Annotated in this window: 12 protein-coding genes and 1 tRNA gene; 1 reads left to right on the top strand and 12 read right to left on the bottom strand. The window is 34.4% G+C overall.

Features of this window, described 5'->3' with window-relative positions; all coding sequences use genetic code 11:
• Positions 1-40: 40 nt before the first annotated feature.
• Genes yejF through J3U09_RS05300 form a run of 4 tightly spaced genes read right to left on the bottom strand, consistent with a single transcriptional unit; the run spans position 41 to position 5,775 of the window.
• A complete protein-coding gene (yejF, locus tag J3U09_RS05315; RefSeq protein WP_267357418.1) occupies positions 41-1,786 on the bottom strand; it encodes a microcin C ABC transporter ATP-binding protein YejF in 1,746 nt (581 codons plus the stop codon).
• A complete protein-coding gene (locus J3U09_RS05310; RefSeq protein WP_267357416.1) occupies positions 1,783-2,814 on the bottom strand; it encodes a microcin C ABC transporter permease in 1,032 nt (343 codons plus the stop codon). The genes yejF and J3U09_RS05310 overlap by 4 nt, the downstream gene beginning before the upstream one ends.
• Positions 2,814-3,902, bottom strand: coding sequence for a microcin C ABC transporter permease YejB (locus J3U09_RS05305; RefSeq protein ID WP_267357415.1), 1,089 nt, complete (start codon positions 3,900-3,902; stop codon positions 2,814-2,816). The genes J3U09_RS05310 and J3U09_RS05305 overlap by 1 nt, the downstream gene beginning before the upstream one ends.
• Position 3,903: 1 nt before the next feature.
• Positions 3,904-5,775 (bottom strand): extracellular solute-binding protein, encoded by a 1,872-nt coding sequence (locus tag J3U09_RS05300; RefSeq protein WP_267357414.1) that lies wholly within the window; start codon positions 5,773-5,775, stop codon positions 3,904-3,906.
• Between the two features lie 474 nt (positions 5,776-6,249).
• Between J3U09_RS05300 and cas3 the strand changes: the two genes are divergently transcribed.
• The gene (cas3, locus tag J3U09_RS05295) at positions 6,250-8,955 is read left to right on the top strand and encodes a CRISPR-associated helicase Cas3' (protein ID WP_267357413.1); all 2,706 of its coding nucleotides are present in this window, start codon (positions 6,250-6,252) and stop codon (positions 8,953-8,955) included.
• A gap of 216 nt (positions 8,956-9,171) precedes the next feature.
• On the opposite strand, the gene J3U09_RS05290 is transcribed toward cas3, so the two are convergent.
• From J3U09_RS05290 to J3U09_RS05255, 8 genes are all read right to left on the bottom strand, one after another.
• Complete coding sequence (locus J3U09_RS05290; protein ID WP_267357412.1) at positions 9,172-9,408, bottom strand: hypothetical protein; 237 nt, start codon at positions 9,406-9,408, stop codon at positions 9,172-9,174.
• A gap of 37 nt (positions 9,409-9,445) precedes the next feature.
• Complete coding sequence (locus J3U09_RS05285; RefSeq protein ID WP_220225208.1) at positions 9,446-9,961, bottom strand: ClbS/DfsB family four-helix bundle protein; 516 nt, start codon at positions 9,959-9,961, stop codon at positions 9,446-9,448.
• A gap of 1 nt (position 9,962) precedes the next feature.
• A complete protein-coding gene (locus J3U09_RS05280) occupies positions 9,963-10,280 on the bottom strand; it encodes a chorismate mutase (protein WP_267357409.1) in 318 nt (105 codons plus the stop codon).
• Between the two features lie 84 nt (positions 10,281-10,364).
• Positions 10,365-10,440, bottom strand: a tRNA-Ala gene (locus J3U09_RS05275).
• A 121-nt stretch (positions 10,441-10,561) separates the two neighbouring features.
• A complete protein-coding gene (gene secF / locus J3U09_RS05270; RefSeq protein ID WP_416379915.1) occupies positions 10,562-11,560 on the bottom strand; it encodes a protein translocase subunit SecF in 999 nt (332 codons plus the stop codon).
• Positions 11,561-11,572: 12 nt separating this feature from the next.
• Positions 11,573-13,429: a protein translocase subunit SecD gene (secD, locus tag J3U09_RS05265; RefSeq protein ID WP_267357407.1), complete on the bottom strand. Its 1,857-nt coding sequence runs from the start codon at positions 13,427-13,429 to the stop codon at positions 11,573-11,575.
• A 45-nt stretch (positions 13,430-13,474) separates the two neighbouring features.
• The gene (gene yajC, locus J3U09_RS05260) at positions 13,475-13,804 is read right to left on the bottom strand and encodes a preprotein translocase subunit YajC (protein ID WP_065562420.1); all 330 of its coding nucleotides are present in this window, start codon (positions 13,802-13,804) and stop codon (positions 13,475-13,477) included.
• Positions 13,805-13,927: 123 nt separating this feature from the next.
• Positions 13,928-15,430, bottom strand: coding sequence for an NADH-quinone oxidoreductase subunit N (locus J3U09_RS05255; RefSeq protein WP_176713976.1), 1,503 nt, complete (start codon positions 15,428-15,430; stop codon positions 13,928-13,930).
• Positions 15,431-15,524 lie beyond the last annotated feature (94 nt).

The following is a 15,524-nucleotide window of genomic DNA, read 5'->3' as shown; positions in this document are numbered from 1 at the left end:
TTAAATTTTCAATTATGGTTTATACCTAAGCCTTATAAATTTATTTTTTGCGCATTAACAATGCATCTTCCCAATTGACCTTTTTTTCTTCTTCACCATCATGCTTTTCAACCTTTTCTATATTTTCTTCTGTTTCAGCTTTCTGCGTTTTTTCCAGAATATCAGCATGAATTAGGATTTTAGTTGCTTTTCTAGGTGGTTTATCTAAAAATGAAAGCAAATCTTTCGTATAGTCAGTTTCAGGCGTATAGAAGATTTGTTCACGAGAGCCTTGTTCAATAATTTTTCCCTCTTTCATCACAACAATTTGGTGGCAGAAAGAATAAACTAAGGCAAGATCATGACTAATAAATAGATAACTAAGGTGGTGTTTTTCTTGCAATGATTTAAGCAAATTAATTATTTGCTTTTGAATAGTATGATCTAATGAAGAAGTTGGCTCATCTAAAATCAATAATTCTGGTTGTAAGATTAAAGCTCTAGCAATGGCAATTCGTTGTCGTTGTCCGCCAGAAAATTCATTAGGGTAACGAAAACGCATTTCAGGCTCTAATCCAACTTCTTGCATAATATCAATCACGGCTTGTTCACGCTCTGTTTTACTCAATTTCTTATGAGTAATTAAGCCTTCACTAATAATTTGTTCAACGTTTAAGCGCGGATTAAGTGAAGAGTATGGGTCTTGAAATACCACTTGGATTCGGCTGCGAAATGGTAATAATTTTTTAGCGGATAAATTCTGTATAGGATGGCTATCGAATAAAATATCACCTTGTGATTGAATTAAACGCAAAATAGCTAGTGCAGTAGTACTTTTACCTGATCCTGACTCGCCAACTATACCTACAGTTTCACCTTGGTGCACCGTGAAGCCAATGTTATCAACAATTTTCTTCTTTTTACTACTAAATAATCGTTTTTGTGCGATGACTTCAACATTCAGATGATTAATACTGAGCAATATACCCGGTGTATCAGGTAAAGGAACGGGTTCACCACTAGGTTGTGAATTTAATAATGTTTGGGTATATTCTTGTTGAGGGCGTAAGAAGATGCGTTGTTTATTATTGAATTCAACAATTTGCCCATTTTGCATTACTGCCACTTTATCTGCCAGTTTTTTAACAATCCCCAAATTATGTGAAATAAATAGCATACTCATATTAAGTTCTTTTTTAAGTTCTTTGAGTAAATCAATAATTTGTGCTTGAACTGAAATATCTAAGGCTGTAGTTGGTTCATCGGCTATTAGTAATTTAGGATGCGTTAAAATTGCCATTGCAATCATGATCCGTTGTCTTTCACCGCCAGACAATTGATGTGGATAAGCAGAAAGTTTAGTTTTAGGCTCTTTGATTCCAACACGATCTAAATATTGTAAAATCTCCCCCCGAGCAACATTACGTCGCATACCACGATGTAATGATAGTACTTCGTAAAGTTGTTTTTCCACTGTATGTAATGGATTAAGTGATACCATTGGTTCTTGGAATATCATACTTATTTCATTACCACGAATTTTACGTAACTCTTTTTCAGGCGCATGTAATAACGATTTATCCTCAAAAATAATATCGCCAGATGGATAGATCACCTGCTCTTTGGGTAACAATTTTAAGATCGATAGTGCAGTCACACTTTTACCAGAACCAGATTCACCAACTAATGCAACCGTTTCTTGTTCGCCGATATCAAAGCTAATATTTTCGACAATTTGACTTTGCAAGTCTTGACCAGTTTTAAAAGCAATACTTAAATCAACAATCGATAATAAAGGAGAACTCATTTATATACTCCTTTGGTTGGATCAAATGCATCTCTAATTCCTTCACCAATAAAAATTAAAAGTGACAATAATATAGAAATAACTAAAAAAGAACTAATACCGAGCCATGGTGCTTGTAAATTGTTTTTACCTTGTAGAAGTAATCGACCTAAGGATGGTGAATCAATGGGCAAACCAAAACCTAAAAAATCCAATGCAGTTAAAGTCGAAATTGAACCACAAAGAATAAATGGTAAATATGTTAATGTCGCAACCATCGCGTTGGGCAACATATGTCGAAACATAATTTTACGATCACTCACTCCCATTGCTTTGGCAGCTCGAATATAATCAAAGTTACGAGTACGTAAAAACTCGGCTCGCACAATACCAACTAAAGCCATCCATCCAAATAATACTGTAATAGCTAATAACCACCAAAAATTAAGTGGTAAGATACTTGCAAGTAGAATAATTACAAATAATTCTGGTAATCCGCTCCAAATTTCAATGAATCGTTGTCCCAATAGGTCGACTTTTCCGCCATAATAACCTTGGATTGCACCGATAAGTACACCAATAATGGAAGTGAAGAAAGTTAAAAATACCGCAAAAAACATCGATATTCTAAATCCGTATAAAATATTGGCTAATACATCAAATCCAGCATCAGTTGTGCCTAGCAAATGCGTTTTAGATGGTGGTGTTGGAAATGTGCTAGCTGTATCATGAATTACAGTATTATAGGTATATCGGAATGGAGGCCAAAATATCCAACCATCTGATTCAATCTTATTTTGTACTGCGGGATCTAAATAATTAGTTTGCGTTTGAAACTGCCCACCAAACTCTGTTTCCGGATAAAAATGAAATATTGGCGAGTAATAGTTATTTTGATACTTTATGAAAATGGGGCGATCATTAAATATAAAATCAGAAAATAGACTTATTATAAATAATATTGAAAATAGCCATAACGAATAATACCCACGTCGATTGCGTTTAAATCGTTGCCAACGTAGCTGATTAATTGAATAGTGCATAGTCATCAGTTGCGAGCCTCAAAGTCAATACGTGGATCAATTAACATATAAGTTAAATCTGACAAAAGTTTAGTGAGTAGGCCAATTAATGTAAATATATATAATGAGCCAAAAATAACAGGATAATCTCGTTGAATAATTGCCTCATACCCTAATAAACCTAATCCTTTAAGTGAAAATATCGCTTCAATAAGTACAGAGCTAGTAAATAAAATTCCGACAAATGAGGTTGGAAAACCCGATACGATAAGTAAGGTTGCATTGCGGAAAACATGTTTATACATAATTTGCCTTTCACTCAAACCTTTAGCTCTAGCAGTCACAACATATTGTTTGCGAATTTCATCTAAGAATGAGTTCTTAGTTAGCATAGTTAATGTTGCAAAACCACTAACCACCATAGCAATAGTTGGTAAGCAAATATGCCAACAATAATCTTTGACTTTGCCCCAAAAATCTAATTGTTCAAAATTATTTGAGATTAATCCTCGAAGCGGGAAAATATCCCAATAACTCCCCCCAGCAAAAAGGACTATTAGCAACACGGCTAATAAAAAAGCGGGTATTGCATAACCAATAATGATTAAAGTACTTGTCCAAAAATCAAATATTGAACCATCTTTAACAGCTTTACGAATCCCTAATGGAATTGAGATTAAATAAATGATTAATGTACTCCATAACCCCAATGAAATAGAAACAGGTAAACTTTTTGCAATTAAACTTAGCACTGATTCACTTTTGAAAAAGCTGTTACCAAAATCAAACTGAATAAATTGTTTCAATGTATTAATGTAGCGTTCCCAGATCGGTTTATCAAAACCATATTGCTTTTCAATCATTGCCACAATTTCAGGATCAAGACCTCGCCCGCCCTGATAATTTGATTGTTTTTTTTCTTCTTTTAATATCTTTGGGCTAGTTTCACTGCCTGGTAACAAGGTTTGTCCTGCTTCTGGTCCATTTTCAATCATAGACAATCCTTGATCAACAGGACCGCCGGGTGCGATTTGCACGATAAAAAAGTTGATCGTCAAAATGATTAGCAATGTTGGAATAATTAGCAATAATCGACGGATAAAATAATTCAGCATATTAGTGTTCTCTATTCTTTGATAAGCTAGCTGCTTTATCTTCATCATACCACCAGCTATCAATTCCTATTGCATAAGTTGGTTGTTGGGTTGGCTGGCCAAATTTATTCCAATATGCATAAAAAGTTTTACTGTTATACCACATTGGAATCATCGGATATTCTTGCGTCAAAATTCGATCTAACGCTCGCCCAAGAGGAATTAATTCCTCCTTGTTCCCAACATTTTTAATTATTTCATTAATAATTGAATCAATTGCCTGATTATGTAGGCCTGAACCATTATATGTAGAGTTTAAATATTCGGTTCCCCAAAAAATCATTAAACTTGAAGATGGATAATCTATCGAACTATAATTACGTGGCATCATATCATAATCACGTTCACGCATTCTGCGATTGATCTGCGCGTAATCAAGTGAGATTATATTCATTTTAATACCTAAACGAGCTAAATTTTGCTGGAAAGGAATGGCATATTTGATGTCATCACCTAGATAAGTTAACAACTCAAATTCAAAAGGTTGTTGGGTTTTAAGATTAATTAATTTACCGTCTTTAATGATCCAACCTGCTTCTTCCAATAATTTAGCAGCTGTTAATAAGTTATTGCGATTAAAACCTTGCCCATCACTTTTAGGAATAGTATAAGCTTCATCAAACGCTTGTTCAGGAATAATATCTTTATAAGGAGTTAACCATTTAAGCTCAAGTTCACTCGGTTTACCTTTAGCGGCATAAATAGTATTTTCAAAAAAGCTAGATGGTCTTTTATAACTATCATAATAAAATGCATGATTTAACCATTCAAAATCAAAAGCTAAGGTAATCGCTTTTCGAATTTTTATATCTTTAAAAAAATCTTTCTGCAAATTAAACGCTAACCATTTAGTATCTACTGCTGTTTCAACGATTTTTTCTTTTTTAATGATATCCTTTGAATCAAAGTATTTTCCTTGATATTGAGTAAACCAATTTTTCGGTTGCCCTTCACCTCGAAAATCATACTCCCCAGCTTTAAAAGCCTCTAAAGCTATACTCGTATCCATATAATAATCGATACGTTTTTCATCAAAATTATTTAGACCTCTATTTACTGGTAAATCTTTTGCCCAATAATCAGGATTTCGCTTATAAACGACATACTGTCCCATTTTATAATCACTAATATAATAAGGTCCGCTACCAATCGGAGGAGCACTTACTGGCTCGGAAAAATTACGATCTTTCCAATAATGTTCAGGAATAACATGCATATTACCAACAAAGGATAGTAATTTTTCACGGTCGGCTTCAGGTAAGTCGACACGAACGCGATAATCGTCTATGGCTTTAACATTTATCCCTTTGTTGTAAACCCGATATTGTGAAACACCTTCAGTCATAAATTTTTGAAAAGTAAATTCCACATCATGTGCGGTTATTGGCTTACCATCTTGAAAACGCGCATTAGGATTAATTTCTACCTCTGCCCAGCGATAACTATCTGAATAAGTGATTGAGGTGGCAATTAGTGGATAAAAACTCGAAATATCATCAGCTGTGGCGGTAAATAGAGAATCATATAAGGATCCTGAATAATGTTCAGGTGCGCCACGGCTTGCGAAACGATTAAAATTATCAAAAGTACCTATTTCATACAATTTAATAATTCCACCTTTAGGAGCATTGGGATTGACATAGTTAAGATGTTCAAAATTTTCAGGGTATTTAGGTTCACCTAACAATGAAAATATAGTTTTGTGATAAATATGTTCATTAGGTTGAGAAGGCTCAACATTATCAATTGATTCTATAGTCTCAGTTGAGGAATTAACCTCTTCTACCGTCTCGGTTTGCAACGTGAGATTTGAGCCTTCGGCATAAGCAGTCATTGAACAAAGGAATAATCCACTCAAACAGCTTGAGATGAATAACCTCTTAATAATTTTTTTTCTTTGACTAATCATCCTAATTTAGTTCCTGTTTTATCTTCAACCTATCAATATGAGATTTTACTTTAATTGAAAATTTTGAATTATCTAAAATACTTAAAATAATACATAGTAAGTTAGCTATTTTGCCAAACTTCAATCAAATGAGCAAAACCTAATTAATAAACTTAATAGCTAATATTAATTATCCCATTAATATTTATCGATATTTGTTTAAGATATATCCTGTTATCGTTAACCGAATATTTTTAGTAGGCAAATGTGATAGCCAATTAAAAAAAGTTGAGGAACGGGGTTTTTGAGTATAAAAATTTAGCAATTTAGCCAATATTCTTTTATTATTCTAATATTAATGGTGATACTCAGCTTCACATTTCAAACAATTGGCTGATAAAAATAGGGATATCCTTTTTAATGTGCGAATCATTTTATCAATATTGGGGAAAGTGCCAACCAGTCGATCAATCAAGTGATTATCATCTTTTACCTTACCACAATTTAGATGTCGCCGCTTGTGGATACCATATTGTCAAAAATAATTATTTTAATTCTACTGAATTATTTGAGCAGATTGGTTTTTCTCCCAACGAAATAGAAAAAGCGGCTCTTTGGTTTGCTTATTTTTTAGCTTGGCATGATATTGGTAAATTTGCGAATGGATTCCAAGCTTTATTTAAACACAATCATCCGCAGCTTGTCAGCGTCGATCCATCTAAAAGCTATAGTTCCAGACATGATTCGCTTGGTTTTTGGTTATGGAATAACTCACTTAAACACCAACCAAACGTTAAGCTTGAACAACATAGTGAAGACATTGATGAATTATATGACACATGGCTGCTTATTATGACGGGACATCATGGCAAGCCACCAGAACGAGAAGCTTATGGTAATTTATCATTTAATGAACAAGATAAACAAGCGGCTTTAGACTATATTATCGCACTGAATCAATTGTTTATTGTCGATAGCAATCTAGCACACCATGCTTGCCATTTTTTTGATATAAATTATCATAAAAAATTAAAACAAATAAGTTGGTTAATTGCGGGTTTGACCGTAATCAGTGATTGGCTGGGTTCAAATGAACAATTTTTTCCGTTTTGTTCACAGCCCATGCCTCTTGATGAATATTGGCACAATCATGCGATGTTGAAAGCAGAAAAAGCCATTGCCACTTTACCAACAGCATCGCCAATCACCCCTTTTAATGATATTAAAAATTTGTTTCCTTTCATTGAAAAACCAACACCACTACAGCAACAAGCATTAACCTGCCAACTTTCTGATAATGGCGCAGAACTTTTTATTATGGAAGATGTGACTGGTGCAGGAAAAACGGAAGCGTCAATGATTTTAGCACATCGGCTTATGACAGCTAAAAAAGCACAGGGTATCTATATCGGCTTACCAACACAAGCAACAGCTAATGCTATTTATCAGCGCACTGCTCAAGTCTACGAACAATTATATCAAGCTGATAGCCATCCTTCGCTGGTACTAGCTCATGGCTCTAGCTATATGAATCCGCATTTTACTCAAACAATTTTAAATCACGATGAAATTAGCCAGCAAGAATACCCCAAGGGTGAACAATCAGTGAGTGGAGAATGTAATGAATGGTTTGTTGATACTCGAAAAAAATCGTTATTAGCTGAAGTAGGAGTTGGCACGTTAGATCAAGCGTTAATGGCAATTATGCCTTTCAAACATCAATCGTTACGTTTATTAGGTTTACGCCATAAATTACTGATATTAGACGAAGTTCATGCTTATGACAGTTACATGGTAAAATTACTCGAAAACTTATTACATTACCATGCGTTACAAGGTGGCAGTGCTATTATTTTGACAGCAACATTACCTTTTTTTCTGCGTCAAAAACTACTCGATGCCTTTTATAAAGGCTTAACTGGTAATAAACAAGCTTTAAAATTAGAACAGTCATTACCTTTTCCACTCATGACACAGCTTAATCATAACGGCTTAGTTGAACAAGCGATTGAAACCCGATCAGAAGTTAAACGCCAAGTAAACATAGACTGGATAAACAATATTGAAGCCGGTATAGACAAAATCAGCAAAGCTATACAACAAGGTAAAATTATTTGTTGGATCAAAAACAGTGTACAAGATGCAATTAGTCTATATCAACAAATTCAACTCAACTTACAACTGGATCATACACAAATCCTACTTTTTCATAGCCGTTTTGCGTATTGTGACCGTTTGGACATTGAAGAAAAAACATTACAATGGGCTGGAAAAACATCGAATCATCAAATTCGTGCAGGAAAAGTCATTATAGCAACACAAGTGATTGAACAATCCTTGGATCTTGATTTTGATGAAATGATCAGCGATATTGCCCCGATAGATTTATTGATACAACGAGCTGGACGTTTACAACGACATGTTCGCGATAAACAGGGTAATATCAAACCATATGATGAAAAAAATCAATCGTTAGATGAACGCCATCCCCCTACCCTAATTGTGCTTGCTCCAAATTGGCAAGCTGAACCAAACGCGAATTGGCTTGACGAACCAGCCTTTCGAAATACCAGTTATGTTTACGCTAATCCGGCTCATTTATGGTATACCCAAAAGACACTATCCGAGCAAGGTTGCATTAAAATGCCGGATGATGCAAGGCAATTAATCGAATCCGTTTATGAACAAGATTTTGAACCACCAGCAGGATTACAAAAAGGTTATTATGGTGCTGAAGGGTCTAATTTAAGTAAATCGTCAATTGCCAATCAAAGCGTATTAAATTTGAATGCAGGTTATAAACGTGATCCAAAAATGGGATGGAATAACGAAGTCGAAGTGGCGACTCGTTTATCAGAAGATAGCGTTGATATCTATTTAGCTTATCAACAAAATGAAAAAATTATTCCTTACTGTAGTAATAGCGAATATGCTTGGGAGCAAAGTCGAATTTCGCTAAGACGTGCAAAATGGGAAAAAATCAAAAATCAGATTCCTCAACTTGATCAAACAAGTTTAGAAAAACTCCGACAACAAATACATAGACCGAACGCTATTATTGTTTTAATTGATACAGAAAAAGAATCTTCTTTTTATTCTCAAGAATTGGGTTTTTATTTGAATTGAATTAGTTTGATTTAATTTAAAAGTAAACACTTTTAAATTGGAATGTGTTGAATAAAATTTATCAAAAATTAATAACTTAAATCAATTTTTTATAAAATTAACTTATTTCTTTATACATAGAGATGAACCGCAATAGGGCTGGAAATTAAAGACTGTCTTTAGTGTTCTCTATATACATAGGGATAAATAAAATAGCCACATATTAGTGACCGCAAATTAATCACATTGATTGACCAAAGCCAAAATATTTTGGATTGCGGTTTTTGCCTGATGGCTGTTTTTCCAACATGATGATCCGGTTAATAAGGCACCTTTATTCAGTATTTCATCTAAAGTAGTATTACGCAACTTTTCAAATGAATCGAATCCCATCTGTTGTAATCTTTCTATGATTTTATCGCCAACGTATTTTAGTTCTAAAAGGTGTTTCTTTTCTTGTTCTGAAAAAGCCATACAGTTCCTTATCTTTTTGGGAATAAATGTTATGATTTTACTGATTTGAATTTAATTTTTTCCATTTTCTAATTTTAGCTCTAAAGGATTTAAATGGTGCAACAGAATTAATGTGGATAAATCGTGCAACAGTCCATGCTGAAGGAAAAGGTTTAGTCCAATTACGCGTGTCTTTTATAAAAAGTGTACTATCATCTAATGAGTTAATCCAATTATTCCAGATAACAAGTTTCTCATTAAATAATTTAATCAGTTCTTGTAATGAATAATCCTGATAAATCTTATAAAAGTGTTGATATAATGTGCCTAACTGATTCCATTTGTAGCCTTCTGCTGGTAATGTTGGGGTTTGTCCAGCAAGTTCAAGATCATCCCAAGACTTAACAAGATCCAACCATCCTAACTGATAAGCAATCATTTGACTTGGAGTTCGATCTACTCCATCTATTAACTTATCTTTATCTAGTTCGGATAATTCGCTGAATTCATCAATAAATAGCTTAGCAGTTTTATTTATCTCATCCAATAGATGCTGTTTGTTTTCATAATTCATCTTATTTATTTGCCTTATTAAAATGTTTCATTTCTTCATTGATAAAATATTTAACTAAGTTAGCATACAATTGTTTAATCACTTCACCATCAAGTCCCAACTCATTAGCCCAAAGCATACGTTGCTCTAACATACTGTTAAAACGAGCTTGAGCCTGCACATCAGTGACATTTTTTTTGAATTGACTTGCAGCTTTAACATACTCGAACCGAGCGGCTAATAATTGAATTACAAAATGATCTATTCTGTCGATTTCAGCTCGAATATCATTCATATCACGACATTCATTAGCTAATATTTTTGAATGGTATTGAATCATATAGAGTACTCAATAGTTAATAGTTTAGCTATCTTAGCACTAGATATATGTATCTGAAAGAATTTGATTTAAGAAATAGGGAATTGGTGGAGCCAAGGGGGATCGAACCCCTGACCTCAACGCTGCCAGCGTTGCGCTCTCCCAGCTGAGCTATGGCCCCTAAATAGGTAAAACTGTGGCTAATAATATGCAACTAGTTAAAAGGTGTCAAATAGTTTGGTATTATTCGCTTAAAAAACAGTCTAATAATGCTCTGTCAAACTATGACAGAGCTTAGGTAGTTAACGAATAATTGCGTTTTGATCTGCACCTTCAACTTCAACTTTTGGTGGCATAAAGTGCTCACGTTTAACACCCAATTTAAGTGACATATATGCGGCCACATAGATCGATGATATCGTGCCTAACACAATCCCTACGCCTAATGTTTCAGAAAAACCTTTTAACATTGAACCGCCAAATATATACAAAATAATAACAACAGCTAAGGTTGTACCTGATGTCATTAAGGTTCGATGTAATGTTTGAGTTAGTGAGATGTTGATCACATCGTATGGCGACGCACGTCGAATTTTTCTAAAATTCTCACGAATTCGGTCAAATACAACGATGGTATCATTAAGTGAATAACCAATGATAGATAACATCGCTGCGATAATAGTCAAATCTAACTCTCGATTAAATAACGATAAATATCCTGCGGTTATTACAACGTCATGCGCTAATGCGACAACAGCACCTGTACCAAATCGCCATTCAAATCGAAACGCAATGTAGATTAAAATACAGATTAAAGCAGCACAAATCGCTAATATTCCATCTTGAGCTAATTCAGTACCAACTGTTGGGCCAACGAATTCAATTCGTTTAATTTCCGCATTACTATCAATATTTTTATGCACTAAATTTGAAATTTTCATACCTAATGCATTATCAATCGTTGATGATACACTACCTTCACTTTGGTTGGCAGTTGGTAGTCGAATAATGATATCTTTACTGCTACCATAATATTGAACGATTGGTTCATGATAGCCCTCATCACGTAAACTGTTACGTAGGTCATCAAGGTTTATAGCTTTAGTAACGGTTAACTCAACAGTTGTCCCACCAGTAAAATCTTGTCCAAGATTAAATCCTTTAACAAAAATTACTACAAATGACGCCACAACTAATATCATTGAGATGGCAAAAGCAATAAAACCAAATTTTAAAAAGTCGAGGACTCTGCGGCCATGATTTAGCTCTCTAACATCATGATTTTCTTTTTTATCAACAATCACAATAAACCTCTAAATTGATAACTTATCAACACGACGACCACCATAAATAAGATTGGCCAATGCTCGAGTCCCTACGATCGAGGTAAACATCGATGTTACAATACCGATACCTAATGTAATAGCGAAGCCTTTAATTGAGCCAGTACCAACTGCATAAAGAATAACCGCAGTAATCAGTGTGGTGATGTTGGCATCAAAAATACTACTCCAAGCGCCCGCATAACCTTCGCTAATTGCGTGTTGAACACCTCGTCCGTTACTTAGTTCTTCTTTTATTCGCTCGTTAATCAATACATTAGCATCGACTGCCATACCTACGGTTAAAACTATTCCGGCAATACCTGGCATACTCAATGTCGCACCTGGTAATAATGACATGGTACCAACAATCAAAATTAAGTTCGCTACCAGTGCAAGACTTGCAAATACTCCAAATAGGCGATAAACCACCAACATAAATATGACAGAAATTAATAATCCCCAAACACAAGATTCTAAGCCTTGTGTGATATTTTCTTGCCCCATTGAAGGACCTACTGTTCGTTCTTCAATTATTTGAATCGGAGCAATCAACGCACCGGCTCTAAGTAATAATGATAAATTCTTAGCTTCATCAATACTACTTATGCCTGTTACTTGGAATCGGTCACTAAAAATACCTTGGATAGTTGCGACATTGATGACTCTCTCTTGTTTTTCAAGAATAGGTTTATCATTTTCATCACGTTTTCCAGTATCTTTATACTCGACAAAAAGTGTTGCCATTGCTTTTTTCAGATTTTTTTGCGTGAAACCAAGCATGGTTTTACCACCAGCACTATCAAGAGTGATAGAAACCTCTGGTTGGCTATATTCGTTTACTCTAAATAAAGAATCGGTAATATGATCACCTGTTAATACTACACGTTTATAAAGTAAAACTGGTCGGCCGTTTTCCATATATTTTATTTCAGAACCATATGGAACACGCATATTGCCGTTTAAAATTGCAGCTAAGTCAATTGAGCTATCATCATTCACTTGCCTAAATTCAAGGGTAGCTGTCGCACCTAAAATGCGTTTAGCCAATGCAGTATCTTGGATACCTGGTAATTCAACCACAATACGATCTGAGCCTTGGCGTTGAACAATTGGTTCAGCCACACCTAACTGATTAACTCGATTACGTAAAATGGTAGTATTTTGTTGAACTGCATCATTTTTCGCTTGTTGCAGTCTCTGTTGACTAACACTAATGACAATGCTGTTTTCATCTTGTGAAGTTAACTCATAATCTTGTAATCCATTGATCTTAGTAATAGCTTTATTTCGATCTTCAACATTATCAAATTGCATTGTTATTTGTTGATTAGGATTTTTGCTGATTGTTTTATATACAAGATTGTTTTTATTAAACTCTGCTTTTAAATTTTCAATCGACTGGTCTGTCAATTTACTTAATGCAGTAGTCATATCTACTTCCATTAAGAAATGAACACCGCCGCGCAAATCGAGGCCTAATTTCATTGGCTCTGCGCCAATCACAGCTAACCACGATGGTGTTGCTGGTGCTAGATTTAGCGCAACAGTATAATCTTCACCTAATTCTTGTGATATTAATTCTTTAGCTTTAAGCTGAGTATCATTATCACTTAATCGAATTAAAATAGATTTATTTTCATATACGAGTGATTTAGGTTCAATTTTGTTTTTCACCAAAAGTTGCTTAACTTTATCTTGCATAGCAACATTAATTTCGGTACCGTTTGAACCTGAAATTTGTATAGCAGGATCTTCACCATAAATATTTGGAAGCGCATAAAGCAGGCCGACGCAAATTACGACGACCAACATAATGTACTTCCACAAAGGATAGCGATTTAGCACGACATTTTCTCTTGTGGAATTAGATAATTAATACAATGAAATTTATTATAATGATTTCATTGTTCCTTTTGGTAAAACAGATGTGATAAAGTCACGTTTGATAACAACTTCTGTTGTATCATTTAACTCTAACGCAATATAGCCATTGTCGTTAACTTTTGAAACTCGACCAATAAGTCCACCATTAGTTAATACTTCATCACCTTTAGAAATTGATGCCATTAACTCACGATGCGCTTTAGCGCGTTTTTGTTGTGGGCGCATAATCATAAAATAGAAAAATAACCCGAATACCACTAACATAATTGGCATTAAATAATCAGCACCAGGCTGAGCGCCATCGGCTGCATATGCATTAGAAATAAAAAAGTCCATATCGGTCCTCTTAATTTTTACAAAAATATTAAAGTTCAGAATTATAACACAATAAATATGTCGATAATTAACTATTTCTTGTCAATGTCTTTTTAATCAATCTCAAGAAAGTAACAAAAATAATTAAGTCGTTAAATATTGAGCCATACTAACTAAGTTAACTAACCATTTTGGATAGACACCACATACAATCGTTAAAACTGCTGCAAGAACAATTAGCAATTCGCTCATTTTTATATCTTGCCATTTTAATCTGATGTTCGAATTCAGCTGTTCATCATTAGATGGTTTGATATAAAGGTTGAGAATAAGTCTTGCATAAAAATAAAGTCCTAGTGTGCTACCAATAACCACTGCCGCAATTAACCACCATAATTCAGCCGTTACACCCAACAATATTAGAAGGAAACGCCCAACAAAACCAGCTGTCAGTGGAGCACCGGCTAAAGAGAGTAAACCTATACCCATTGCTAATGCTAAAACAGGACGACGCCAGAATAATCCTGAAAGATCGACTTCGTTTTCATGATCCTGTAACTCGTTGGAATGTGATTCTAAACTGATCACGCCCAAAATACAGATATTGGCAAGAATGTAACCAATCAAATATACACCAATGGTTTCTAAGGCCAATACTTGATATTGCACCGCAATTAAAGCAAGTAATAAATAACCAAAGTGAGCTACGGATGAATAAGCTAATAAACGCTTTAAGCTACTTTGCATTAAAGCAGATAAATTACCCCATAGTATTGAACAAAAAGCCATAATCACCAAAATAATACGAATTGTTTCATTATTAACAATTGGCGCAAGTAAAAATAATCTGGCAATAGCACAAAATACTGCCACTTTTCCTACTGTTGATAATAATAATGCTACTACAGTCGGCGCACCTTGATAAACGTCAGGCAACCAAAGTTGAAAAGGTACCAGTGAAAGCTTAAAACCAATTCCCACTAATATTAAACAAATGCCAATTAATAATAATGTACTTTGATAATTCATGGTTGAAAGCTGGTAACTTAAACCACTAAATGTAAGCTCTCCAGTTGTTGCATAGTAGAAGGCTATTCCCATTAACAAAAATGAACTAGCTATTGCAGATAGAATCATATATTTGATCGCAGCTTCTAACGCATGTGTTTGTATATATTGATAACCGATCAATCCAATAAATGGTATCGAAAGTAATTCTAAGCCTAGGAAGAATGACATTAAATGACTTGCATAAACTAAAGTTACGCCGCCTAATGCCATAAGTAATAAAATTACATAGAATAAACCATGTACGACCAGTTCTTGTACAAACCATTGATAAGCGAGTGAAGCAACTACAATAGAAATAATCAAAATCAAACTGGTATAAAGTAATCCATAGCCATCACAGGTAAATAACGCTGTAACTTGATGAGCACGCCATTTATTATCAGTATTATCATCAGCTTGTGTAGTATCAATAACATTCTGAGGTGGGCCTACAAAATCTTGTTGAACCATAGGTTCAGAGTTCTGGTCATTTTGAGGGGATGATGTTTCCGTTGGAACTTCATCAACGGCTATAGTTTGCTCACTTGATAAATCAGTATCAGTTGAACCTTGTGAAGTAGGTACAGATATTTGCATATTGTCACTACTAATATCAGTTATTGCGGGTGTGTTATGAGAAATTTTAAAGCCTAGAATTGATGAACAAATTAAAGCGCATATCAACCCTGAT

Origin of the sequence: Gilliamella sp. B2889, from assembly GCF_026536885.1 — a bacterium.
Taxonomy (GTDB): Bacteria; Pseudomonadota; Gammaproteobacteria; order Enterobacterales; family Orbaceae; genus Gilliamella; species Gilliamella apicola_E.
Note: the sequence above shows the minus strand (reverse complement) of the source record. Positions and strands in the feature narration are given on the sequence as shown.